This window comes from Pseudomonas sp. Irchel s3f10, from assembly GCF_900187515.1.
Classification (GTDB): Bacteria; Pseudomonadota; Gammaproteobacteria; order Pseudomonadales; family Pseudomonadaceae; genus Aquipseudomonas; species Aquipseudomonas tensinigenes.
Genome location: NZ_FYDZ01000008.1, coordinates 190,355 through 215,652, shown reverse-complemented (window position 1 = coordinate 215,652; position 25,298 = coordinate 190,355). Strand labels below are relative to the sequence as shown.

The following is a 25,298-nucleotide window of genomic DNA, read 5'->3' as shown; positions in this document are numbered from 1 at the left end:
ATGTACGAATCGCCCAGTTGGTTACATGAGTTGTGGGTGGCGCGCGAGCCGCTGTGGCAGGGCTTTTTGACCAGTGTGCAAGTGTCGGCGCTGGCGATTCTGCTCGGCACTGTGCTCGGCGTGGTCACCGGTCTGGTGCTGACCTACGGCAAGTTCTGGATGCGCGCGCCGTTCCGTTTTTACGTCGACCTGATCCGCGGTACGCCGGTATTTGTGCTGGTGCTGGCCTGCTTCTATATGGCGCCGGCACTCGGTTGGCAGATCAGCGCGTTTCAGGCCGGTGCCTTGGGGCTGACGCTGTTTTGCGGTTCGCACGTTGCCGAGATCGTGCGCGGCGCGTTGCAAGCGTTGCCGCGCGGGCAGATGGAAGCGAGCCAGGCCATCGGCCTGACGTTCTACCAATCCCTAGGCTACGTGCTGTTGCCTCAGGCCTTGCGGCAGATCCTGCCGACCTGGGTCAACTCGTCCACTGAAATCGTCAAGGCTTCGACCTTGTTGTCGGTGATCGGCGTCGCCGAATTGTTGCTCAGCACGCAACAGGTCATCGCCCGGAACTTCATGACCCTGGAGTTCTACCTGTTCGCCGGTTTTCTGTTCTTCGTCATCAACTACGGCATCGAATTACTCGGCCGGCACATTGAAAAGCGGGTGGCCCTGCCATGACTCAAGCTCAAGTTGCTTCACAGGATCAGGCGCTGCTGGACATTCGCGGCCTGCACAAACAATACGGCGCGGTCGAAGTGCTCAAGGGTGTCGATCTGAGCATGCAGCGCGGCAACGTGGTCACGCTGATCGGCTCCAGCGGTTCGGGCAAGACAACGCTGCTGCGTTGCGTGAACATGCTCGAGGAATTCCAGGGCGGGCAGATCCTGCTCGACGGTGAATCCATCGGCTATGACGAGGTCAACGGCAAGCGTGTGCGTCACGCGGAAAAAGTCATTGCCCGCCATCGCGCGATGACCGGCATGGCGTTCCAGCAATTCAACCTGTTTCCGCATCTGACCGCGTTGCAGAACGTCACCCTGGGCCTGCTCAAGGTGAAGAAGATGCACAAGGACGAAGCAGTGGTGCTCGCCGAGAAATGGCTGGAGCGCGTTGGCCTGCTGGAGCGGCGCAATCACTTTCCCGGTCAGTTGTCCGGCGGTCAGCAACAGCGCGTGGCGATTGCTCGGGCGATTGCGATGAACCCGAGCCTGATGCTGTTTGATGAAGTCACTTCGGCCCTCGACCCGGAACTGGTTGGCGAAGTGCTCAACGTCATCAAGGGCCTGGCCGAAGACGGCATGACCATGTTGCTGGTGACCCACGAGATGCGTTTCGCCTTCGAGGTCTCGGACAAGATCGTTTTCATGAATCAGGGGCGAATCGAAGAGCAGGGGCCTCCCAAGGAACTGTTCGAGCGCCCGCAATCGCCGCGTCTGGCCGAGTTTCTCAAGAGCACGCGGTTTTAACTTTCGATTTGTAATCAGGAGAAGTACCCATGAGCATTACCCGTTACGGCACCGGCAGCACCGCCGCTGGCGGCCAGCCCCGTCCATTCGCTCGCGCTGTTGAAGCGGATGGCTGGCTGCATGTGTCCGGCCAGGTGCCGGCCGTGGATGGCGAGATCATTGTCGGCGGCATCGTCGAGCAGACTCACCAGACCATGAAGAACCTGATCGCGATTCTCGAAGAGGCCGGGTATGGCCTCGAAGACGTGGTGCGCGCTGGCGTGTGGCTGGACGATCCGCGGGATTTCAGCAGTTTCAACAAGGTCTTCGGCGAATACTTCAAACCGGAACACGCACCGGCGCGGGCCTGTGTGCAGGCGAGCATGATGGTCGACTGCAAGGTCGAGATCGACTGCATTGCGTACAAGAAAAAGGCTTGAAAATTGCTGCGTTGCTTAGGCCGCAGCCCCTCACCCTAACCCTCTCCCAAGGGAGAGGGGACTTATCTGTATCGATGCCGATTTTGCGTATGACGCTTACATTTACATTGATACGGTCAGGCTCTTTCTCTCTGGGAGAGGGCGGGGGGTGAGGGCAGCAATCCAACTGACACAACACCAAGGGCCAGTTACCATCCGGCGACTTTGAATGGGAACCCACTGAAATGACCGAAGACACCATCAAACGCCGGGCACGCGGTCTGGACCGGGCGTTCGATATCCTCGATTTCCTCAAGGAGATCGGCCAGCCGCTGCGCCCGAACGACATCGCCAACGGCATCGGCAGCCCGAAATCCACGGTCTACGAACTGGTCGCTTCGCTGCTGGAACGACGGATTCTGGAGCCGGTGGGCAAGGACGGTCACGTCTATCTGGGCCGGCAGTTGTACTTTCTCGGTCAGGCGCACTTGCGTCACTTCGACCTCAGTCGCGAGGCCGATCACGCCTTGCAGGAGATCGTCAGCCAGACCCATGAAACCGCGCAGATGTGCCTGCTCAACGGACGCAAATACACGGTGGCGTTGATGAAGGAGGGCGAGCGGCATTTCCGCATTTCCTCAGACATCGGCGAAAACGCGCCAATCCCGTGGACGGCTTCCGGACGCCTGCTGCTCGCGCACTTGAGCGATCAACAGATCATTGACCTGATCGACGAAGACGACTTCATCCTGCCCGATGGCGAACGTCTGCCGCTGGAGCGTTTTCTCGCGGAAATCCGTCAGGCCGGCATCGATGGATTTTTCTCCTTCGACAGCGTTGCCGACACCTTTACCCATTGCTTCGCCGCACCGGTCAAAGACCCTCAAGGCGTAGCGATTTGCACGTTGTGCATCGTCGCTCCACGGGCCGATGCGAAGAACAATTACAACGACTATCGCCGGGTGCTGATCGAGAGCGCCAACAGCCTCGCCCGGCGCATCAACGAATAACCGCGGCTGCCTGCGGCCGCGAAAGTGAGGAGTTCGACCATGACGACTGCCAACAAAAACGCTGTGGAAAAGGGCAACGCTGCGATCGGCGCGCACCTGACGCGTGACGTCAGCCTGCCGGCGCTGGTGCTGCATCGCGAAGCGCTGGAGCACAACATCCACTGGATGCAGAAGTTTGTCAGCGACAGCGGCGCGGAACTTGCGCCCCACGGCAAAACCAGCATGACCCCGGCACTGTTCAAACGTCAGCTCGACGCCGGCGCGTGGGGCATCACCCTCGCCAGCGCGACCCAGACCCAGGCTGCTTACGCCCATGGTGTGCGCCGCGTGTTGATGGCCAACCAACTGGTCGGCACGCCGAACATGGCGCTGGTTGCCGATCTGCTCGCCGACCCGACGTTTGATTTCTACTGCATGGTCGATCACCCGGACAACGTCGCCGATCTTGGCGCTTACTTCGCCTCGCGCGGGGTGAAGCTCAACGTGATGATCGAGTACGGCGTGGTCGGTGGTCGTTGTGGTTGCCGCAGCGAGCAGGAAGTCATCGAACTGGCGAAAGCGATCAACGCGCAACCGGCGTTGGCCCTGACCGGTATCGAAGGTTATGAGGGCGTGATTCATGGTGATCACGCGGTCAGCGGTATCCGCGAATTCGCCGCGTCACTGGTGCGTCTGGCCGTGCAGTTGCAGAACAGCGGCGCGTTCGCCATCGCCAAGCCGATCATCACCGCCTCGGGCTCGGCGTGGTACGACCTGATTGCCGAATCGTTCGAAGCGCAGAATGCGGCTGGGCGCTTCCTTAGCGTGTTGCGTCCGGGCAGTTATGTGGCGCACGACCATGGCATCTACAAAGAGGCGCAATGCTGCGTGCTCGACCGCCGCAGCGATTTGCACGAAGGCCTGCGTCCAGCAATGGAAGTCTGGGCCCACGTGCAATCGCTGCCGGAGCCGGGTTTTGCGGTAATTGCACTGGGCAAGCGCGATGTCGCGTTCGATGCCGGTTTGCCGGTGCCGTTGTTGCGTTACAAGGCCGGAGTGGTACCAGCGGTGGGCGAGGATGTCGGTGCGTGCAAGGTCACGGCGGTGATGGATCAGCACGCGTTCATGACTGTGGCGCCAGGGATTGAGTTGCGGGTCGGGGACATCATTTCCTTTGGTACGTCGCACCCGTGCCTGACGTTCGACAAGTGGCGCGTGGGGTTGTTGGTGGATGAGCAGTTGTCGGTGATCGAAAGCATGGAGACCTGTTTCTAACGCTTGAGACCGAGTCGCGGCCATTCGCGAGCAGGCTCGCTCCCACAGGGGAATGCATTCCAAATTGTGGGAGAGAGCCTGCTCGCGAAGGCGCCAGTCCAGACACCCGCGCATCAACAGAGACAGCACAAGATGAACACCCTCAGCCCCCTCGGCCCGAACACCCCGCGCATCGCCCTGATCGGCGAATGCATGATCGAACTGCAGCAACGCGCCGACGGCAGCCTGCAGCAAAGCTTCGGCGGCGACACCCTGAACACCGCGGTGTACCTGTCCCGCGCCATGGGCGACAAGGCCCGGGTTGATTACGTCACCGCGCTGGGCGATGACAGCTTTAGCGACGCCATGTGCCAGATCTGGTCCGACGAAGGTATCGGCCTCGATCTGGTTCAGCGTCTACCCGGACGCTTGCCGGGCCTGTATTGCATTCAGACTGACGCCAACGGTGAGCGGCGTTTCCTCTATTGGCGCAACGAAGCGGCGGTTCGCGACTGTTTTACCACCCCGGCCGCCGCGCCGATTCTGGCCGCGTTGCCGGATTACGATGTGCTGTATTTCAGTGGCATTACTCTGGCGGTGCTCGGTGCGCTGGGGCGTGAACGCTTGATCCAGACCCTGGTCGAAGCGCGCCAGCGTGATGCGCGGATCGTTTTCGACAACAACTATCGGCCACGCTTGTGGACCTCGGTGGAAGCCGCGCGGGACGCTTATCGCAGCGTTCTGCCGTACGTTGATCTGGCGTTGCTGACGGTGGATGACGAACAGGCGCTGTTCGGTTTCGCCGATGGCGAAGCGGTGTTTGCCGCTTACGCGCAGTTCGGCACGCCGGAAGTGGTGCTCAAGCGTGGGGCCGAGGCGTGTCTGATTCGTTGTGATGGTGAGTCATTCGAAGTGCCGGCGCAGAAGGTTGAAACGGTAATGGACACCACAGCGGCGGGGGATTCGTTCAGTGCGGCGTATCTGGCCAGTCGATTGCTGGGCGGCAGTCCGGCGGAGGCTGCCGAGGCCGGGCATCTGCTGGCCAGCCAAGTGATTCAGGTGCCAGGAGCACTGATCCCCAGAACCTGAAATGCAATCCCTGTAGGAGCTGCCGAAGGCTGCGATCTTTTGATCTTGTTTTTCAAGATCAAGATCAAGATCAAAAGATCGCAGCCTCGTTTCACTCGACAGCTCCTACACAGCTCCAGTGAGGAAAGTATTAATCGCGGTAAAACACCTGCACCAGGTGATACCCGAACTTGCTCTTGATCGGCCCATGCACCGTGCGCAGCGGCTTTTTGAAAATCACCGCGTCGATCGCACCAACCATCTGCCCCGGCCGCACTTCACCCAGATCGCCGCCGCGCTTGCCGGACGGGCAGGTCGAAAATTTCTTGGCCAACACGTCAAACGCTTCACCCTTGGCGATGCGTTGTTTGAGCTGTTCGGCCTCTTCGGCGGTTTTCACCAGAATGTGGCGGGCTTGGGCTTTCATCGTGCGGTACCTGATAACGGGGTGACGGCGGGGCGCGGATTATGCCTCAAGTCAAGGCGTTTGGCTGAGCATCGTGCGGATCTTGCTGGCCAGAAGCTCAATGGCAAACGGTTTGGCGACCATGTCCATGCCATCCTCCAGGAAGCCCTGACGCTCGGCGGCGTTCTGCGCATACCCGGTCATGAACAGCACTTTGAGGGTCGGCCGATGCTGGCGGGCGATCTCTGCCAGTTGCCGACCATTCATGCCCGGCAGGCCAACGTCGGTGACCAGCAGATCCACGCGCAAATCCGACTCCAGCAGCGGTAGGGCGGTCTTGGCGTCTTCCGCTTCGTGAGCCAGGTAACCCAGGCTCTTCAACAGATCGGTGACCAGCATGCGCACCGCCGGGTCATCCTCGACCACCACCACGGTTTCACCTGTTGCAGTGGGCGACGTCTGCTCGATCGGCTCGACATACGGGCATTCAGGCTCGATGCCATGCAAACGCGGCAAGTACAGGCGCACGCAAGTGCCCTGGCCCGGCAAACTGTCGAGGCTGACATGGCCGCCGGATTGCTGGGCAAAACCATAAATCATCGACAACCCGAGGCCCGTGCCCTGGCCGATGGGTTTGGTGGTGAAAAACGGATCGAAGGCCTTGGAGCGCACCGAAGGCGTCATGCCAGTGCCGTTGTCGCTGACCGCCAACATCAAGTAGTCGCCAGCCTTGACCGGTTCAAGCGTCGTAAGGTCACTGCCATCGAGATAGACATTGGCCGTTTCGATCAGCAGCTCACCACCCTCGGGCATGGCGTCGCGGGCGTTGATCACCAGATTGAGCAGGGCATTTTCCAGTTGGCTGACATCGGTGCTGACCGGCCACACGTCTTCGGCCAGACGCAAGGTGAGTTCGATCGGATCGCCCTTGGTGCGACGGATCAGATCCTCCAACGAATGGATCAGCTCGTTGACGTTCAGGGTCTTGCGATCCAGCGACTGGCGCCGCGAAAACGCCAGTAAACGGTGGGTGAGGGCTGCTGCACGGTTGGCCGAGGACACCGCTGCTTCGGTGAAACGGCCGATCTCGTCGGCCCGACCATTTGCGATATAGCGCTGCATCAGGTCGAGGCTTCCGATGATCCCAGTGAGCATGTTGTTGAAGTCATGGGCGATGCCGCCAGTGAGCTGGCCGACCGCTTCCATCTTCTGTGCATGGCGCAACGCATCTTCGGCGCGCTCACGCTCGAACATCTCGTTCTGCAAACGTTGATTGGCCTGCGCCAGTTGATCCGTGCGGGCGCTGACCCGCTCCTCAAGGGTTTCATTGAGATTGCGCAGTGCTTCTTCGGTCTTTTTGCGTTCGGTTTCGTCGATCACGAAAATGTAGAAACCGTTGACCGCTCCATCGGGGCCGTGACGCGGCAAGTAGTTCATCAGCGCATGCCGGGCGCTGCCGTCACGGTGATGGGTATAGAGGCTGAACGAACAGGGGCGGCCGGCCAGCGCTTCGGCGATATACGCTGCGCGCAGAAAATAGGCCTCTTCGCCGATCACTTCGCGAATTGTGCGGCCGTACAACTCCTGCGGAGTCAGCCCGTACCAGTCGAGATACGCCGCGTTGTTCAGGCGAAAACGTTCCTCGTGGTCGACGTAACTGATCAGGATCGGCATGGCGTTGATGATCAACTGCAGCTCGGTCTGGCTTTGGCGCAATGCCTGTTCGGTGTGTTTGCGTTCGGTCAGATCCAGTGCAGCACCGAGGAAACGCACCGGGCGGCCATGGTGATCCTTGTAGCAGCGCCCGCGGGCAAACACCCAGCGCTGTTCGCCACCGGGCAGCAACAAGCGGTATTCCTCCGCATATTCAGTGCCGTGAGTGATGCAATGCTTGATGCTGCGGGCGACCAGCGCGCGGTCTTCGGGATGCACGCCTTGCAGGTAATCACTGATGGGCAATTGCGCGGCGCGCGCCGGATCAATGCCGTGCAACTGGGCGAAATGGGCGTCGGCAATGAAGCGATCTTCGCCGATGTCCCAGTCCCAAGTGCCGACTGCATCAGTTGCGGCAAGCGCCAGTTGCAGGCGCTCTTCGGTTTCGCGCTGGGCCTTGAGGCTGTCATCGGAGCGTTGTTGCAGTTCCAGCGCGATGCGCCGGCGCTCGTTGGTTTCGATGGCGGTCACCAGAATCCCGGCCACTTGCGCGCTCTCATCGCGGATCGGACTGTAAGTCAGATCAAGCCAGAAATCCGATTCCTTGCCCTCACGCTGCAAGGTGAAACGCCGCTCACTGTAGGTGCGCACCTGGCCTTGTAGGACGGCGCTGTAAATCGGGTCAGTGAAGTCTCGAAGTTCTGGCCATATCTGGTGCGCAGGTTGTCCGAAAGCGTGCGGATGCTTGCTCCCGGCGAGCAGGGCAAAGCCGTTGTTGTAGATCTGCGTCAGCTCCGCGCCCCACAGCAGCAGCATCGGCATCGGCGAGTGAATCACGATGTCCACCGCGGTTCGCAAGCTCTGCGGCCAGGTGCCAGACGCGCCCAACGGAGTACGACTCCAATCCGTTCGGGCGATCATTACTTGGGCATCGTCAGTGGTCGGTACAGCATTCATTACATCAGTCCTGAGCGTCAGTCGGTGAGACGGCGTCTACTATCCTAGTTCGGTAGACGCGGTATGGCCTCGTGCGTCACGGCGCGGCCCCCTCTCTGTTCATTGCAAGCTTCACGGGTGCTTTTTGTCATGGAAATCGACGCACTGCTTAAACAACTGGCAAGCCGGCACGGTTCGGATCTGTTTCTGTCCACGGGCGCGCCACCCAGTGCAAGGTTCGACGGCGTGCTTGCGCCGCTAAGCGAGCAACCCTTCAAACCCGGCGAGGTGGCGACTGTCGCCGCCTCACTGATGGACGCCGAGCAGCGCCGGGAGTTCGACCGGGATCTGGAAATGAACCTGGCGATCTCGCGTACCGGGATTGGCCGCTTCCGGGTCAACATTTTCAAACAGCGCAACGATGTGTCGATCGTGATCCGTAACGTCAAACTCGACATCCCGCGCTTCGAAGACCTGAAACTGCCGCCGGTGTTGCTTGAAACCATGATGCTCAAACAGGGCCTGATCCTGTTTGTCGGTGCCACCGATTCGGGCAAATCGACCTCGCTGGCGGCATTGATCGACCACCGCAACCGCCATAGTAGCGGGCACATCGTCACCATTGAAGACCCGATCGAGTACATCCACCGGCATCAACGCTCAATCATCAACCAGCGAGAAGTCGGCGTCGACACCCGCAGTTTTCACGCCGCATTGAAGAACACCCTGCGCCAGGCGCCGGACGTGGTGCTGATCGGCGAAATTCGTGACCGCGAAACCATGGAACATGCGCTGGCGTTTGCCGAGACCGGGCATCTGGTGCTTTCAACGCTGCATGCAAACAATGCCAACCAAGCGCTAGACCGGATCACCAACATGTTCACCGAAGAGCGTCGCCCGCAGTTGTTGCACGCGCTGGGCAATAACCTGAGAGCCTTTGTCTCACAACGGTTGGTGCGCACGCTGGACGGACAGCGCAGGGCCGCGGTCGAGGTCATGCTGGGTACACCGACAGTGACGGATCTGATTTGTCGAAACGAATTCACCGAGTTGAAGGGCATCATGGAGAAGTCTGCCGAGCTCGGCATGCAGACGTTTGATGCCGCACTGTTTGCGTTGGTGGTGGAGAAAGTGATCAGTGAGGAAGAGGCGCTCAAACATGCGGACTCGGTAAACAACCTGCGGTTGCGTTTGAAATTGCATGACGATGCCGGCCCCGGGTTGCCGCCATCCTCTTCGGGTGAGTGGGGATTGATGGACTAGAGGATCAACAGCTCAATTCGTTTCTGTTGCGAAATTGTTCTAACGCTTGCGGGTTGGCCAGTGCATCGGTGTTCTTCACCGGTTCCCCGTGCACCACGTTTCTCACGGCAAGTTCCACGACCTTGCCGCTGATGGTGCGCGGGATATCCGTAACCGCGACGATCTTCGCCGGCACATGACGTGGCGTGGTGTTGGCGCGGATCACCTGGCGAATCTGCTCCTGCAGGGAGGCATCCAGTTCAACGCCATCCTGCAAGCGCACAAACAACACCACTCGCACGTCATCCTGCCATTGCTGCCCGATGGCCACGCTGTCGAGCACCTGCGGGACTTTCTCTACCTGCCGATAAATCTCCGCCGTGCCGATGCGCACGCCTCCCGGGTTGAGCACTGCATCGGAGCGACCGTGGATCAGCATTGCGCCATGGGGCAACTGTTCAGCGTAATCGCCCTGCGCCCAGACACCGGGGAACAGGCTGAAATAGGATTTTCGCAGCTTTTCGCCATCAGCATCGTTCCATAGCCCGATCGGCATCGCCGGAAAATGCCGGGTGCAGACCAGTTCGCCTTTCTCGCCGACCACCGCCTGGCCGGCGTCATTCCACACTTCAACGGCCATGCCCAGACTCTTGCCCATGATTTCACCGCGACGTACCGCCGACAGCGGATTGCTGTTGACGAAGCACGAGACGATATCGGTGCCACCGGACATCGAGGCCAGGCAGACATCGGACTTGATGTCGCGGTAGACGAAATCGTAACTCTGCGGCGACAGGGCAGAGCCGGTGCACAGCAGGGTTTTCAAACTGACCAGATCATGAGTTTCGCGGGGTTTGCTGCCACCGCTTTCCAGGGTGGCGAGGAACTTGGGACTGGTGCCAAACACGCTGATGCGCTCGTCGTCGATCAAATCCAGCAAGCGATCATTGGCGGGATGAAACGGCGAACCGTCGTACAGCACCACGGCGCTGCCGACCGCGAGCGCCGAGACCAGCCAGTTCCACATCATCCAGCCGCAGGTGGTGTAGTAAAACAGGCGATCAGCGGGGCCGAGGTCAACGTGCAGCCCGTGTTCCTTGACGTGTTGCAGTAGCACGCCGCCGCTGCTGTGGACGATGCATTTCGGAACGCCTGTGGTGCCGCTGGAATACAGCACGTACAACGGATGATTGAATGGCACCGGTACGAAACGCGGTGCTTCGCCGGGTTGGTAGAAATCATCCCAGAGCGTGACGTCAGCCTGCGTCCGGTAATCCTCGCAGCGGGCTTGTGCACGGGCATACGGCACGATGATCAGCTGTTGCAGCGACGGCAGTTGCGCAAGGATTTCGTTGAGCTTGGTGGTTTGATCGATTTCTTTGCCGGCATAGCGGTAACCGGCGCACGTGATCAACACCTTCGGTTCGATCTGGCCGAAGCGGTCGATGACACCGTGGGTGCCGAAGTCCGGTGAAGAACACGACCAGATTGCGCCGAGGCTGGTGGTTGCGAGCATCGCCACCAGCGTTTGCCAGGTGTTGGGCATGCACGCAGCCACCCGGTCGCCGAGGCCAACGCCGGCGGCTTGCAGGCTGGCTTGAAAACCGCCGACGTGCTCTGCGAGTTCGGCCCAGGTCAGTTGTTCACGCAGGCCATTCTCGGCCACGGCCACCACCGCTACGGCGTCATCGCGACGGCGCAACAGATGCTCGGCGAAATTCACGGTTGCGCCGGGAAACCATTCGGCGCCGGGCATTGAAGGGCCTTCGCGCAGCACGGCATCTGGCGGGTTATGGAAACGAATATCGAAGAAATCGACGATGGCCTGCCAGAACGCTGCGCGCTGATCGATACTCCAGTGGTGCAGGGCAGGGTAGTCATGAAGGTCCAGCGAATGGCGCTGATTGACGAAGCGTCGGAACGCGTCCATGCGCGATCGGGCGATACGATTGGCGTCGGGTTGCCAGAGGATGTCGGACATTGCGTGCCTCTTGTTATCTGATTCATGCACACAGTCTGTGTGCCAAAGACCCATCTGTGCCGAGGGCGAATTATTGCGCCAGCCAGCCACCATCGATATTCCACGCTGCCCCACGAACCTGACTGCCAGCCTCGCTGCACAAAAATAATACCAACTCGCCCAGATGCTGCGGTGTGACGAACTCCAGCGAAGGTTGTTTCTCGGCCAGCAGATCATGCTGCGCCTGCTGTGGATCGACACCCTTGGCGGCGCGATCATCGATTTGTTTCTGTACCAGTGGCGTCAGCACCCAGCCCGGGCAGATCGCGTTGCAGGTGACGTTGCTGGTCGCGGTTTCCAGACCGACCACTTTGGTCAGACCGATTACGCCGTGCTTGGCGGCCACATAAGCTGCCTTACCCGTCGAGCCAACCTGACCATGCACCGAGGCGATATTGATGATCCTCCCCCAGCCTTTGGCGCGCATACCCGGCACGCTCAGGCGCGTGCTGTGAAACACCGAGGACAGATTGATGGCGATGATCGAATCCCAGCGCTCGACAGGGAACTCTTCCACGGCGGCGACATGCTGGATGCCGGCGTTGTTGACCAGAATGTCGACACCGCCGAACTCGCGCTCGGCGTAATTGATCATGTCGGCAATTTGCGCCGGGTCACTGACATCGGCCGGATGATGGCCGACTTTACCGCCGAATTGCCCGACCTCAGCGATGACTTTGGACGCATCACCAAAGCCGTTGAGAATCAGATTCGCGCCAGCCTTTGCCAGGCTCAGCGCGATGCCCAGACCGATGCCGCTGGTGGAACCGGTAACCAGTGCGGTCTTGCCGGAAAGAGTCGTCATGAATACCTCACACAATGCCAGTGGCGTAGAAAGTGCCGATCACTACGAAAACCGCCAGGGTCTTGATCAGCGTAATACAGAAAATGTCTTTATAGGCTTCACGGTGGGTCAGGCCGGTGACGGCCAGCAGGGTGATGACCGCGCCGTTGTGCGGCAGGGTGTCCATGCCGCCGCTGGCCATCGCGGCTACGCGGTGCAGCACTTCCAGCGGAATGTTCGCGGCGTGGGCCGCACTGATGAACTGCTCGGACATCGCCGCCAGCGCAATGCTCATGCCGCCGGATGCGGACCCGGTGATGCCAGCGAGCAGGGTCACGGTGATGGCTTCGTTGACCAGCGGATTGGGGATTTGCTTGAGCCAGTCAGCCAGCACCAGAAAGCCCGGCAGCGAAGCGATCACTGCGCCGAAGCCGTATTCCGACGCGGTGTTCATTGCCGCCAGCAACGCACCGCTGACCGCGCTTTTGCTGCCCTCGGCGAGCTTGCTGCGAATCGCCTGAAAACCGAACGCCAACACCATCAGAATGCCAACCAGCAAAGCCGCTTGCACCGCCCAGATCGCCGTCAGTTTGGCGATTTCAGTGGTGACCGGTGTGGCCATGCCCGGCAGCGCAAGGCTGTGAGTCTTGCCATACCACTGCGGAATCCACTGGGTGAACAGCAGGTTCATGATGCCCACTGCCAGCAGCGGCGACAGGGCAATCCATGGGTTCGGCAGCTTCAGGTCTTCGGCGGTTTCCGGTTCGTTGCGCAGTTCAGTGCCGTAGCCTTCACCGGCGCGCTGCGCTTTGTTGCGTTGACGCTGGAGAAACAGCATGCCGGCGCAGAACACGAAAATTGTACCGATCACACCCAGCCACGGCGCCGCCCACGCGGTGGTATTGAAGAAGGTGCTGGGAATGATGTTCTGGATCTGCGGCGTGCCGGGCAGGGCGTCCATGGTGAACGAAAACGCGCCAAGCGCGATGGTGGCCGGGATCAGACGCTTGGGAATATTGCTCTGACGGAACATCTCGGCAGCAAACGGATAGACCGCAAACACAACGACGAACAGTGATACGCCGCCGTAGGTGAGCAGGGCACAGACCAGCACGATCACCAGCATTGCCTGTTTGGTGCCGAGCAAGCGAATGGCGGCGGCAACGATCGAGCGGGAGAAACCCGACAGTTCGATCAACTTGCCGAATACCGCACCGAGCAGGAATACAGGGAAATACAGTTTGATGAAGCCGACCATTTTCTCCATGAATACCCCGGTGAACGCAGGGGCGACGGCGGAAGGGTCGGTGAGCAGGACTGCGCCGAGGGCGGCAATCGGTGCGAAGAGGATAACGCTGTAGCCACGGTAGGCAGCCAGCATCAGCAGCGTAAGGGCTGCCAAGGCAATGATCACACTCATGGTGTGTCTCTCCAGAATTGTTATTTTTGTGGGTGGAACGGGTGTGAGAGAGGCGTTAGCGAGATCTGTGCCAGTTATCTAACACGTTGAAATATAAAGATAATGTCATGCAAGTAGGGCAGGCTTCAGAGTTTTTGTCTCACTATAGAGACGGCATTAAGCCGAATAGATCGCAGCTTTCGGCAGCTCCTACAGTGCGGACCCGATATTCCCCTGTAGGAGCTGCCGAAGGCTGCGATCTTTTGATCTTGACGAATTTTCTAATTAATGAGATCCGTGTCTCTTTATAGAGACTCACGCAATCCCCAGCGCCACCATTTTCTTGTACAGCGTCGACCGACCAAGCCCCAGCCGAGCAGCTGCTTGCGGTACATTTCCGTTGCATTGCGCGAGGGCAGACTGAATCAACTGCCGATCAAACCGCTCGCGTGCCTGGGCGAATGTTTCCTCTGGCACCACCTCAGCCAGTGGGTCAGAACCACGCTCAACCGGCGTCAACGTACCGATCGCCGCACGAATATCCTGCTCGGTCAGCATCAAGTCATCACTGAGCAACGCCGCCCGCTCCAAAACATTGCGCAGTTCGCGAATGTTCCCCGGCCACGCATGCTGACCCAGCAACGCCAGCGCATCACGGTGCAACTCATGCTGACTGCGCAGCTCTTCAAGGATCGCTTCGCTCAGCGCCGGCAGGTCATCAAGTCGTTCACGCAACGGCGGTACCTGGATCGGTAACACATTGAGGCGATAGTACAGATCGGCGCGAAACTCACCGCGCTTGATGGCTGCTTGCAGATCGGTCGACGTGGCGGCAATCACGCGAACGTCGCTCTGAATGACGTCATTGGAGCCCACGGGTTCGAACTCCTTTTCCTGCAATACACGCAGCAGTTTGCTTTGCAGTGGCAGCGGCATATCGCCAATCTCGTCGAGAAACAACGTCCCGCCCTGAGCGATTTGCAGCTTGCCGGTACGACCCTTGCGATCGGCACCGGTGAAGGCGCCCGGCGCGGTGCCGAAAAACTCGGCTTCCAGCAATGCCTCGGGAATCGCTGCGCTATTGATACTGACGAAAGCTTTGTGTGCCCGTGGCGACGCACTGTGGATGGCCTGGGCCAGCAGCTCCTTGCCGGTGCCGGTTTCACCGAGCAGCAACACCGGCGACTCGGCGCTGGCACTGCGTCGGGCACGGCGTTTGACTTCAAGGCTGGCGGTGCTGGTGCCGATGAAGTGGGCGAAGTTGTATTTGGTTTGCCGGGCGCGCAGCAGAGAGCGGGTCGAGGCCAGCTCCTCTTGCATGCTCAAGTAACGTTTGAGCATTGGCGACAAGGTGCGCAATTCGTCGAACAGGGCAAAGCCGATCGCACCGATCACCGTGCCGGCATCGTCGTGGATCGGCAGGCGCATCACCACCAATGGCTCTTTGGGTGTGTCTTGCATGTCCAGAAGAATGGGGCGGCCGGTGCGCACGACTTCGCGCAGCAGGCTGCCGGGAATCACGCTCTCACAGGGTTTGCCGATTGCGCCGGCAGCCGATTCAAGACCGAAACGCCGGGCATAACGTTCGTTCATCCAGACGATGTTGGCATCGCGATCGACAATCACCGTGCCTTCGCTGGATTGCTCGATGATCTCGAACAGCGAGCGGATCGCCAGGGTGCGCACCCGTTGGTAGTCCTTGAGGCTTTCGGTGGTGTTCATCTGACAGATCCTGAGGATATTTCGCCTGTTATGACGCCATCGCGAGCAGGCTCACTCCTACAGTTGAAGCGCATTTCATTGTAGGAGTGAGCCTGCTCGCGATGAATTCGATACGGTGGTTCGACTTGCCCGGATCATGCCTACCCCGGATGCGCCGCCGCCAACAGCTCTTTGGTATACGGATGTTGTGGCGCATCGAACACATCATGACTGGCGCCACGCTCGACCACTTTACCGTCCTTGATCACGATCATGTCGTGGGCCAGGGCGCGCACCACCGCCAGATCGTGGCTGATGAACAGATAGGTCAAACCGTGTTTTTCCTGAAGCTGACGGAGCAGGGCGACCACTTGTTTCTGCACCGTGCGATCCAGCGCTGACGTCGGTTCATCAAGCAGGATCAGCGCCGGTTTCAGCACCAGCGCCCGCGCGATGGCAATGCGCTGGCGCTGACCACCGGAGAACTCGTGGGGATAGCGATGGCGACTTTCCGGGTCGAGGCCGACCTCTTTGAGTACGCGGATCACTTGCTCATCGCACTCGTCAGCGCTCGACTCGCAATGCACTTCGAGGCCTTCGCTGATGATCTGCGCGACCGACATGCGCGGGCTGAGGCTGCCGAAGGGATCCTGAAACACCACCTGCATCTGTCGACGCCACGGGCGCATCTGTTTCTGATTGAGACCGTCGAGCGCCTGGCCCTGAAAGCGGATACCGCCTTCGGAGTCGAGCAAGCGCAGGATCGCCTGGCCCAATGTCGACTTGCCGGAACCGGATTCGCCAACGATGCCGAGGGTCTTGCCACGCTGGATGCTCAGACTGATGCCGTCCACCGCCCGCAGGTATTGCTTGCGCTGGAACAGACCGCCGCCGACGACAAACTCAACCTTAAGGTCGTCGACTTCCAGTACGTTCTCGCGCTCATCTCGAGGCAGCGCTTCGCCTTCGGGTTCGGCGTTGAGCAACACGCAGCTGTAAGGATGCTTCGGCTCGGTAAACAGGGTTTCGCAGGGCGCCTGCTCAACGATTTCCCCGGCCTTCATCACGCACACGCGCTGGGCAATACTGCGCACCAGATTGAGGTCATGGCTGATCAGCAGCAACGACATGCCCAGGCGTTGTTGCAGGGATTTGAGCAGCAGCAGGATCTTGCGCTGCACCGTCACGTCGAGCGCCGTGGTCGGTTCGTCGGCGATCAACAGCTCCGGTTCGCAGGCCAGGGCCATGGCGATCATCACCCGTTGCCGTTGCCCGCCAGAGAGTTGATGTGGATAGGCCTTGAGGCGTTCCTTGGGTTTCTGGATGCCCACCAGACCGAGCAGTTCGAGGATCCGTGCCTGCGCCGCTTTGCCGCCGAGGCCACGGTGCAACAGCAGGGTTTCGCCAATCTGTTTTTCGAGGGTGTGCAGCGGATTGAGCGAGGTCATCGGCTCCTGAAAGATCATGGCGATGCGGTTACCGCGCAATTCGCGCAAAACCTTGGGATCGGCGCCGATCAGTTCCTGTCCGCGATAGCGAATGCTGCCAGTGGTTTGCGCTTCGCTTTCCGGCAGCAATTGCAGAATCGAATGGGCAGTCACCGATTTGCCCGAGCCCGACTCGCCAACCAGCGCCAGACACTCACCGGGGCGAATGTCCAGGCACAGATCACGCACCACGGTCTGACTACGGAAGGCAACGTTGAGGTTACGGATTTCAATCAGGTTGTCAGTCATGGCCACGCTTCAGGATCGAGGGTCGAACGCGTCTCGCAACGCTTCGCCGATGAACACCAATAAGGAAAGGATCAGCGCCAGGGTGAAAAACGCCGTCAACCCAAGCCACGGAGCTTGCAGGTTCTGTTTGCCCTGACCGATCAACTCACCCAGCGAGGCGCTGCCGGCGGGCATGCCGAAGCCGAGGAAATCCAGCGCGGTGAGGGTGGAAATGGCCCCGGTCAGAATGAACGGCAAGTAGCTCAGTGTCGCGTTCATCGCATTGGGCAGAATGTGCCGGAAAATCACCTTGCGGTCGCTCAGGCCCAGCGCGCGGGCGGCTTTGACGTACTCCAGATTGCGTCCGCGCAGGAACTCGGCGCGCACTACATCCACCAGTGCCAGCCATGAAAACAGCGCCATGATCCCTAGCAGCCACCAGAAGTTCGGTTCGACAAAACCGGAGAGGATGATCAGCAGATACAGCACCGGCAGCCCCGACCAGACTTCCAGCACGCGTTGCCCGAGCAAATCGACCCAGCCACCGTAGTAGCCCTGCAATGCACCGGCGGCGATGCCGATCAGGGCGCTGACAAAGGTCAGCATCAAGGCAAACAGGATCGACACCCGTGCGCCGAAAATCACCCGCGCCAGCACATCTCGCGACTGGTCGTCAGTGCCCAGCCAGTTGACTGACGTCGGCGGACTCGGCGCCGGTTTGTTGAGGTCGTAGTTCGGTGTGTCGTCACTGAACGGAATCGGCGGGAACAGCAACCAGCCACCGTCCTTGCGAATCAGGTTCTGCACATAGTCGCTGCGATAATCGGCCTGAAACGGCAGTTGCCCGCCGAACTCCTGCTCGGTGTGGCGCTTGAATACCGGGAAGTACCATTGGTCCTGATAGCTGACAACCAGAGGCTTGTCGTTGGCGATCAACTCACCGCCCAGTGTCAGCACAAACAGGCCGATAAACAGCCACAGCGACCACCAGCCGCGGCGGTTTTTCTTGAAGCGCTCGAAGCGCCGACGCCCAAGAGGCGAGAGCTTGAACATCAGGCGTTCCTCGCGGCGAAGTCGATACGCGGATCGACCAGCGTGTAACACAGATCACCCACCAGTTTTATCAGCAGGCCGAAGAGGGTAAAGATGAACAGCGAACCGAACACCACCGGATAATCCCGCGAAACTGCGGCTTCGTAGCTCATGCGCCCGAGACCGTCGAGAGAGAAGATCACTTCGATCAGCAAGGAACCGGCGAAGAACACACTGATAAACGCCTGCGGGATGCCGGACACCACCAGCAGCATCGCATTGCGGAACACATGGCCGTACAGCACACGGCGTTCGCTCAGGCCTTTGGCGCGGGCGGTTACCACGTACTGGCGAGTGATTTCATTGAGAAACGAGTTTTTCGTCAGGATCGTCAGCGTGGCGAAACCACCGATCACCAGTGCCGTTACCGGCAGCACCAGGTGCCAGAAGTAGTCGGCGATTTTGCCGATAGTCGACAGGGATTCGAAGTTGTCCGAGACCAGCCCGCGCACCGGAAACCAGTTCAGCGACGTACCGCCGGCAAACACCACGATCAGGAACATCGCAAACAGAAACGCCGGCATCGCGTAGCCAATGATGATCGCCGTGCTGCTCCAGATATCGAAATGACTGCCATGATGCACGGCCTTGCGGATCCCCAGCGGGATCGACACCAGATAGGTGATCAGCGTCGCCCACAACCCGAGGGAAATGGTCACCGGCATTTTTTCCAGGATCAGATCGGTGACCGTCGCGCCACGGAAAAAGCTTTTGCCGAAATCCAGTTGCGCGTAGTTCTTCAGCATCAGCCACAAGCGCTCATGGGCCGGCTTGTCGAAACCGTACTGTTTTTCGATGTCCTTGATCAGTTGCGGATCGAGGCCGCGACTGGCGCGGGAAGTGCCGCTCATTGTTTCGCTGGCGCCGCCGCCGACACCCGCGCCACCGATCCCTTGCAGGTGGGCGATGGCCTGTTCTACCGGGCCACCGGGCGCGGCTTGAATGATCACGAAATTGACCAGCAGAATGATCACCAGCGTCGGAATGATCAGCAGCAGACGCCGCAGTATGTAACCCCACATCAGTGCGGCCCTCCGGGTCTGCCACGGGCAATTTTTTCCGCGGTCATCTGCTGATTGGTCAGCGGTGTGCTGCTGATTTCCCACCAGCTCTCGATGGCTTCGTCATTGCTGGCTTGCACCGACGGTATGCCGAAGCGGTTCCACCACACGGTCGAGGTGCCTGGTGGATAGTAGTTGGGAATCCAGTAGTAATTCCATTGCAGCACTCGGTCCAGGGCATGGGCGTAATGCAGCATGTCGGACTGGGTTGAGGCGCGAATCAGGCCGTTGATCAGCGTATCCACCGCAGGGTTTTTCAACACCATGTAGTTGTTCGCGCCCGGGTCGTTGGCCGACGCGGAAGCAAAGTAATTGAGCAACTCGCCTCCCGGTGAAGTACTGACCGGGTAGCCGGTGACGATCATGTCGTAGTCACGGCTCATCAGGCGATTGACGTATTGCGAGGAGTCGATGCGGCGAATGTTCAGGTCGATGCCGATCTGTTTCAGCGTGCGCTTGTACGGTAGCAGCAGGCGATCCATACCGTTCTGGCTGACCAGGAAGGTAAAGCTCAGCGGCTCACCCTGGGCATTCACCAACTGATCGCCATCGGGTTTCCAGCCGGCCTGCTCGAGCAGTTCAAGGGCTTGCAACTGTTTGTCACGGATAACGCCGCTGCCGTCGGTTTTCGGCGCTTCGAAGACTTTGCTGAAAACCTCGTCCGGAACCTGGCCACGCAGCGGTTCGAGGATTTTCAGTTCTTGCGCATCGGGCAGTTCGCTTGCCGCCAGTGGCGTGTTGGAAAAGTAGCTCTGCTGGCGGATATACATACCGCGCATCATTTGCCGGTTGCTCCACTCGAAGTCCCAGAGCATTGCCAGGGCCTGGCGCACACGGCGATCGGCGAACATCGGTTTCTGCAGGTTGAATACAAAACCCTGAGCCGACTGTGGCGCCTCCGTGGCCAAGTGTGCTTTTTGCAGACGCCCGTCGTTCAGCGCGGGGCTGTCATAGCCGATCGAGTAGCCAGTGGCCGAGAACTCGCGGTTGTAGTCATAGGCACCGCCGCGCAGCACTTGGCGGGCGACGTCGGTATCACCGAAGTACTCGATGCTGAAATGATCGAAATTGTAGAGGCCGCGACTGACCGGCAAGTCTTTGCCCCACCAGTCAGCGTTGCGCTCAAAGGTGATGCTGCGCCCCGAATCGACTTTGCCGACTCGATAGGGGCCGCTGTCCAGTGGTGCTTCGTAACCCCCACCACCGGCGAAGTCGCGGCTCTTCCACCAATGTTCGGGGAATACCGGCAGGGTCGCGACGTCCAGGGGCAGGGTGCGGTTTTCATTGCTCTTGAAGTCGAAACGCACGATCAGCGGTGCTTCGACTTCGACGCCTTTGACATCGGCAAACTGCGTGCGATAACGCAGGCTGCCCTGGGTCATCAATAAATCGTAGGTGTAGCGCACGTCTTCGGCGGTGATCGCTTTGCCGTCGGCGAAACGGGCCTTTGGATTGATGAAGAAACGCAACGACAGACCGTCGTCCGAGCGCTCCATCTTTTGCGCGACCAGGCCGTAAACGGTGTAAGGCTCGTCCAGCGAGCGCTGGGCCAGGGGCGAGTACAGCATGCCGTCAATCTGGGTGACGCCGATGCCTTTGTCTATATAAGGAAGGACGTGGTCGAAGTGACCGATTTCAATCGCCGAGCGGCGCATCGTCCCACCCTTGGGAGCCTGCAGGTTGGTGTAGTCGAAATGACTGAAACCGGCAGGGTATTTGGCGGGTTCGCCGTAAACGGTCAACGCATGTTGCGGGGCCGCGTTCACACCGGCGGCGCCCGACAGGAGGGCTAGGGCGGTGAGCATCAATGTGGGGAAAACCAGTCGCATTGTCAGCCTTGGAACCGGGAAATCGATAAGCGCAAGTTTTACGCGAGAGGCACGCCAGTCGCCAGCCGTATGTGTAACTGAAACACAACGGCCCACCAGAAGGCGGGCCGTTGGCTAGCAATCAGGTGACGGATCAGTCCTGACGGCTGGTGACTTCCAGCAGGTGATAACCGAACTGGGTTTTGACCGGGCCTTGCACGACGTTGATTGGCGCGCTGAAGACCACGGTGTCGAATTCCTTGACCATCTGGCCAGGACCGAACGAACCCAGATCACCGCCCTGACGGCTGGACGGGCAGGTGGAGTTGGCCTTGGCGACTTCGGCGAAATCGGCGCCGCCTTCGATCTGGGCCTTCAGTTCGTTGCACTTGTCTTCGCTGGCAACAAGGATGTGGCGGGCAGTGGCTTTTGCCATGGGGAAACTCTCCAGTCTATTTCAGTAAAGTGTGGAGCCTACCGGATTCAGTGGGCGAATTCTCGGCAAAGTTCCGTTCGCAGGGTTGCGGGCTGATCAGAGATTCGCAGCTCGCAGGCGCGCGGCGTGTTCAACGTAAAGATCAATCGGATCGAGTTCGCGGATGGCCGCGCCAGCACTGCGGCGCAGACTGCTCAGGTGATCCAGTGGATAGTCGGAACGGATCACTTGCCCCAGGTGAGAGCTGAAACGCCCGACGAAACCGTCATTCTGTTCTCCTTCAGTCATGAAGTATTGTGACAGCGCCAGGCAAACGCTTCGTACCGGGTCGCCAATCGGTAGCTCGTTTGTCTCGTTTGTCGGCAGCACCCCGCTCCACGAGTAATAGTGCACGCCATTGACCTTTGCTGCGCCATGTCCGCCCCAGGTGCCGGGCAGCCCTTGGGGGAATTTGTCGTTGAAAGTGCCCACGCCCTCGGTTGTCAGTCCATTGAGCGCTGCCAGTGCATTTTGCGGCAGCGTGACGCTACCGCTGAGCAGTGACAGAAAATCGGCAAACACTGTCGCCACGTTCTGCGCGACGATTTCCGGCAGCCGGCCTGGCACCAGCGCCTTGCGCAGGAAGTCCGCCAGTTCCGAACCGTGGTTCGGGCCGCTGACCGAAGTCACCGAGGCGATGGCGTCTGGCGCAAGCGCCGCAGCGTATCGTGCAGCCAAAGCACCCTGGCTGTGCCCGATGAGATTGACCTTCCTGGCACGCGTGCCGCGCAGGACACTATCGATCTGCTTCAACAGTTGCTCACCCCTGACTTCATTGTCGTGGGTTGCGCTGAGGTGGGGAACGAACACTCGGTTGCCAACCGCTTTCAGGGCGCTCTTGACGTCATGGAACAGCTCGAAATGGCCGATGCGTTCGAATCCGAACAGGCCGTGTACCAGAAGGATGGGATAACGAGTTGTAGCATTCCGTTGCATGTTCTTACCTTTTTCTCAGAAGTTCATCGGGAAATCTGTGGGCCACTCTAAAACACACAACTCGTTTAAGAAGTAAGAAGGGGCTTCACTTGCCCGTTGAATCTGGACTATGGGCTGTATGATTTTTCGGATACTTGGGAAGTCCAAATCGGAAGATCTGGCGGTCTCGCGCCTGGCCGAAGTCGATTTAGCGTCGGTTGCCTACTGGGCTAGTAGCTTTTACTTCGTGTCTGCGGCGTATTGGGCTGATATCCAGAGCAGGAACAATCGCGTTGAATGTTGACTGTCGACGTCGTCAATGAAGACAGCGTTAGTCCAAGGCATGGAGCCAACAATGAACACGCATGAAATCGAGTTTTGCTACCGGATGCGCCACCCCGCCAGCCCTCTCGCCGCCAAAGAGTTGCTGCCGGCAGCGACGCTCGAATCGCTGGAAGGGCGCGTACTTGATCCTTCGCTGGGCAAAGTCGTCGTCCGTATTGCCCCTTATCCGAACATGGCGTCTGGCGATCAATTGCTTTTGCGCTGGGAAGGGCTTGATATAGAGGGCTTCGCCTATCACCACGAGATGACGCGGCATGTCAGTGAGGCCCAGGTTGGCAAAGACATCATTTTCGTGATCAAGGGGCTGCATATCGCCGCACTGGATGGCGGTTCACTGGAGGTCTACTGGACACTTTTCAGCGCCGGCCTGACCGAGCCCGCACCGTCTGCGCGCGTGCAATTGTCGGTAGGCGATACACGGCCTCAACTGCTGGCTCCACATATTGTGGACGCAGTCGCCGGGACACTGGATCCGGCACGGGTCACGGAAGGTGCACTCGTCACTCTCCAGCCTTATGCCCGAATGGCGGCAGGTGACCACGTTGCGTTGATGTGGTCTGGAGACACCTCGCCACTATCATTCAGTGATCGATTGAAGGTCGAAGTCTTCGCTGTTGCCGACACCCTGTCTTTCTGGATCCCGCATGAGTACATAGCTGCACATCTTGGAGGCGAGGTGACGGTACGCTATCGAGTCGAGCGAGAGGGTGGAGCGGTGCTCGAATCCGATCCCGCGAGAGTTCTCATCAGCGCCTTGCTGCATGGTCAACTGGACGCGCCCGATGTGCTTGAAGCTGAGGATGGCGTGTTATTGGTGCAGGATTGCATTGATGGCGTCACCGTTGTGATCGGCAATGCCCGGACGCAAGAAGGCGAGCTGGTCTATCTCAAGTGTGATGGCGATTTTTTCAATCACCGCGATGACCGCGAAATCACCCGGGAAACCGCCGGCAAGCCGCTTATCTTTATCGTGCCACAACGCTTCTGGCGCGAGCATCACGGGTCGATCGTGCGCGTTGCCTACACGGTTGAGCGTCTGGATGACGTCAGTCAGGAGTCAGCGGTGACTCAGGTCCGGCTGGAGGCGTAGCTGGAGCGGACCACCCTCCGGTTCTTTGACCGGAGGGTAGCGCCGTCAACTTCAGTGGTGCGCGCCAATGCGCTGAGCTGCATCAAGCAGCAATTGTTGCGTTGCGTCAAAGCCGAGACAGCCATCGGTGATCGATACACCGTACCGTAGCGAGGCACTCAGCGGCTGACAACCTTCGAACAGGTGAGACTCCAGCATCATGCCGATCAGAGAGCTATCGCCCTGCAAGCGTTGTTCAAGCACTTCATTGAAAATGCCTGGCTGGCGTAATGGATCCTTGCCGCTGTTGGCGTGACTGCAATCAACCATGATCCGGTTCGGGACCTTCAGTCGGTTCAGGTCAGCGTGGATTCTGGCAATGCTCTCGCGATCATGATTGGGGCCGTGATGACCGCCGCGCAGGACCAAATGAGTATCAGGGTTGCCAGGTGTCTGAATGATCGCCGGGTGACCCTGGCTGTCTACTCCGAAATGCCGATGAGGATGGGCTGCCGAACGCATGGCATCTACAGCTACGGCTGCGCCGCCGTCGGTGCCGTTTTTGAAGCCTACGGGCATGCTCAAACCACTGGCCATTTCGCGATGAATTTGAGATTCGGTGGTGCGTGCGCCAATGGCAACCCAACTGAGCAGATCGTCAAGGTAGCCGGCCGCCAGGGGTTGCAGCAGCTCGGTCGCCACGGGCAGACCGAGGTGGATCATTTCCAGCATCAGTTCACGGGACAGTGCCAGGCCAGCGGCCATGTCATCACTGCCATCCAGGTGCGGATCGTAAGCCAGGCCTTTCCAGCCAACGGTAGTGCGCGGCTTCTCGACGTAGGCTCGCATCACCAGGAGCATTCTGTCGCTGACCTGTTCGGCCAGTCGTGACAGTTTGCCGGCATATTCGAGTGCAGACTGGGGATCGTGGATAGAGCAGGGGCCGACGATTATCAGCAGACGCTGATCATCACCGTTGAGGATCGCTCGAACCGCCTCGCGATGGGCGGCGACTTGTTGGCTCAAGGCATTGCTCAAGGGCAATTGCTGTTTGAGTTGCAACGAACTGGGCAGACGCACGGTCAGCGCTTCGTTGGCGCAATCGAGGGTGGACAATGGCAGAGCAGAAACGGACGAGTTCATATTCGGTCTTCCTGGGCTGGCGGCGGGTTCTTCCCGCGCGCTCGGCCCTACTGGGGTGTTCGACAATTGGCCGTATTGGCAATGTGGGCGTGTTTGCCACCTGTAGGTGACCGATCGGAGGCGGCAGGCTGTCCCGAGCGGAGGCTGGTAAATCGCCAGGCGCTAAAGCTGTCGTAACGGTAATAAGTGGCGTAGTTCATTTCGTGAATCCTCAAAGTATCTGGTGTGTTGCTGAAAAAGTTCGGGGCTGAAAAAACAAAACCCCCGGTCGGGAGGCCGACCGGGGGTTGAGAAATCTCTGGTAGGCGACCCGTTATCATGGGCGCCGTTTGGGTATCAGGCGCGCCAGTGGCTAAACCAATACCCAAAATAAA

21 protein-coding genes are annotated in these 25,298 nt (G+C 59.4%); 8 read left to right on the top strand and 13 right to left on the bottom strand.

Going from position 1 to position 25,298, the window contains the following annotated elements:
• The 6 genes from CKW17_RS18745 (at position 1) to CKW17_RS18720 (ending at position 5,181) form a co-directional block, all read left to right on the top strand.
• Positions 1-663: an amino acid ABC transporter permease gene (locus CKW17_RS18745; protein WP_095120966.1), complete on the top strand. Its 663-nt coding sequence runs from the start codon at positions 1-3 to the stop codon at positions 661-663.
• On the top strand, positions 660-1,451 hold the full coding sequence (locus CKW17_RS18740; RefSeq protein WP_073474746.1) for an amino acid ABC transporter ATP-binding protein: 792 nt from the start codon (positions 660-662) through the stop codon (positions 1,449-1,451). Before CKW17_RS18745 ends, CKW17_RS18740 begins: the two co-directional genes overlap by 4 nt.
• Positions 1,452-1,480: 29 nt before the next feature.
• The gene (locus CKW17_RS18735) at positions 1,481-1,870 is read left to right on the top strand and encodes a RidA family protein (protein ID WP_007912330.1); all 390 of its coding nucleotides are present in this window, start codon (positions 1,481-1,483) and stop codon (positions 1,868-1,870) included.
• 224 nt (positions 1,871-2,094) lie between these two features.
• Positions 2,095-2,859: an IclR family transcriptional regulator gene (locus tag CKW17_RS18730; RefSeq protein WP_007912327.1), complete on the top strand. Its 765-nt coding sequence runs from the start codon at positions 2,095-2,097 to the stop codon at positions 2,857-2,859.
• A 39-nt stretch (positions 2,860-2,898) separates the two neighbouring features.
• Positions 2,899-4,113 carry an amino acid deaminase gene (locus CKW17_RS18725; protein ID WP_095120965.1) on the top strand — a complete coding sequence of 405 codons (1,215 nt, stop codon included), beginning with the start codon at positions 2,899-2,901 and terminating at the stop codon, positions 4,111-4,113.
• Positions 4,114-4,245: 132 nt separating this feature from the next.
• Positions 4,246-5,181, top strand: coding sequence for a sugar kinase (locus tag CKW17_RS18720; RefSeq protein WP_095120964.1), 936 nt, complete (start codon positions 4,246-4,248; stop codon positions 5,179-5,181).
• A gap of 130 nt (positions 5,182-5,311) precedes the next feature.
• Here CKW17_RS18720 and CKW17_RS18715 read toward each other — a convergent pair whose 3' ends face one another.
• Together CKW17_RS18715 and CKW17_RS18710 are read right to left on the bottom strand one after the other, a co-directional pair.
• Positions 5,312-5,587 (bottom strand): peptidylprolyl isomerase, encoded by a 276-nt coding sequence (locus CKW17_RS18715; protein WP_007912322.1) that lies wholly within the window; start codon positions 5,585-5,587, stop codon positions 5,312-5,314.
• A 51-nt stretch (positions 5,588-5,638) separates the two neighbouring features.
• The gene (locus CKW17_RS18710) at positions 5,639-8,176 is read right to left on the bottom strand and encodes a PAS domain-containing protein (protein ID WP_095120963.1); all 2,538 of its coding nucleotides are present in this window, start codon (positions 8,174-8,176) and stop codon (positions 5,639-5,641) included.
• A gap of 129 nt (positions 8,177-8,305) precedes the next feature.
• Between CKW17_RS18710 and CKW17_RS18705 the strand changes: the two genes are divergently transcribed.
• Entirely contained in the window at positions 8,306-9,418 is a 1,113-nt protein-coding gene (locus CKW17_RS18705) for a PilT/PilU family type 4a pilus ATPase (protein WP_095120962.1), read from the top strand.
• Between the two features lie 4 nt (positions 9,419-9,422).
• On the opposite strand, the gene CKW17_RS18700 is transcribed toward CKW17_RS18705, so the two are convergent.
• The 10 genes from CKW17_RS18700 to CKW17_RS18655 all read right to left on the bottom strand — a co-directional run bounded on the left by CKW17_RS18700 (position 9,423) and on the right by CKW17_RS18655 (position 22,388).
• A complete protein-coding gene (locus tag CKW17_RS18700) occupies positions 9,423-11,378 on the bottom strand; it encodes an acetoacetate--CoA ligase (RefSeq protein ID WP_095120961.1) in 1,956 nt (651 codons plus the stop codon).
• Positions 11,379-11,448: 70 nt separating this feature from the next.
• Positions 11,449-12,222 carry a 3-hydroxybutyrate dehydrogenase gene (gene hbdH / locus CKW17_RS18695; RefSeq protein ID WP_095120960.1) on the bottom strand — a complete coding sequence of 258 codons (774 nt, stop codon included), beginning with the start codon at positions 12,220-12,222 and terminating at the stop codon, positions 11,449-11,451.
• Between the two features lie 7 nt (positions 12,223-12,229).
• Positions 12,230-13,621 carry a GntP family permease gene (locus CKW17_RS18690; protein WP_095120959.1) on the bottom strand — a complete coding sequence of 464 codons (1,392 nt, stop codon included), beginning with the start codon at positions 13,619-13,621 and terminating at the stop codon, positions 12,230-12,232.
• Between the two features lie 294 nt (positions 13,622-13,915).
• Complete coding sequence (locus tag CKW17_RS18685) at positions 13,916-15,322, bottom strand: sigma-54-dependent Fis family transcriptional regulator (protein ID WP_095120958.1); 1,407 nt, start codon at positions 15,320-15,322, stop codon at positions 13,916-13,918.
• Positions 15,323-15,462: 140 nt separating this feature from the next.
• Positions 15,463-17,037 carry an ABC transporter ATP-binding protein gene (locus CKW17_RS18680; RefSeq protein WP_095120957.1) on the bottom strand — a complete coding sequence of 525 codons (1,575 nt, stop codon included), beginning with the start codon at positions 17,035-17,037 and terminating at the stop codon, positions 15,463-15,465.
• A gap of 9 nt (positions 17,038-17,046) precedes the next feature.
• On the bottom strand, positions 17,047-18,069 hold the full coding sequence (locus CKW17_RS18675) for an ABC transporter permease (RefSeq protein WP_095120956.1): 1,023 nt from the start codon (positions 18,067-18,069) through the stop codon (positions 17,047-17,049).
• Complete coding sequence (locus tag CKW17_RS18670; protein WP_095120955.1) at positions 18,069-19,130, bottom strand: microcin C ABC transporter permease YejB; 1,062 nt, start codon at positions 19,128-19,130, stop codon at positions 18,069-18,071. The genes CKW17_RS18675 and CKW17_RS18670 overlap by 1 nt, the downstream gene beginning before the upstream one ends.
• Positions 19,130-20,998 carry an extracellular solute-binding protein gene (locus tag CKW17_RS18665; protein WP_095120954.1) on the bottom strand — a complete coding sequence of 623 codons (1,869 nt, stop codon included), beginning with the start codon at positions 20,996-20,998 and terminating at the stop codon, positions 19,130-19,132. Before CKW17_RS18665 ends, CKW17_RS18670 begins: the two co-directional genes overlap by 1 nt.
• A 133-nt stretch (positions 20,999-21,131) precedes the next feature.
• Entirely contained in the window at positions 21,132-21,413 is a 282-nt protein-coding gene (locus CKW17_RS18660) for a peptidylprolyl isomerase (RefSeq protein ID WP_003445034.1), read from the bottom strand.
• A 96-nt stretch (positions 21,414-21,509) separates the two neighbouring features.
• Positions 21,510-22,388 (bottom strand): triacylglycerol lipase, encoded by an 879-nt coding sequence (locus CKW17_RS18655; RefSeq protein WP_095120953.1) that lies wholly within the window; start codon positions 22,386-22,388, stop codon positions 21,510-21,512.
• A 334-nt stretch (positions 22,389-22,722) separates the two neighbouring features.
• On the opposite strand from CKW17_RS18655, the gene CKW17_RS18650 reads away from it, so the two are divergent.
• On the top strand, positions 22,723-23,802 hold the full coding sequence (locus tag CKW17_RS18650; protein ID WP_095120952.1) for a hypothetical protein: 1,080 nt from the start codon (positions 22,723-22,725) through the stop codon (positions 23,800-23,802).
• A 51-nt stretch (positions 23,803-23,853) separates the two neighbouring features.
• Here CKW17_RS18650 and CKW17_RS18645 read toward each other — a convergent pair whose 3' ends face one another.
• The gene (locus tag CKW17_RS18645) at positions 23,854-24,924 is read right to left on the bottom strand and encodes a 3-deoxy-7-phosphoheptulonate synthase (RefSeq protein WP_095120951.1); all 1,071 of its coding nucleotides are present in this window, start codon (positions 24,922-24,924) and stop codon (positions 23,854-23,856) included.
• Between the last annotated feature and the right edge of the window lie 374 nt (positions 24,925-25,298).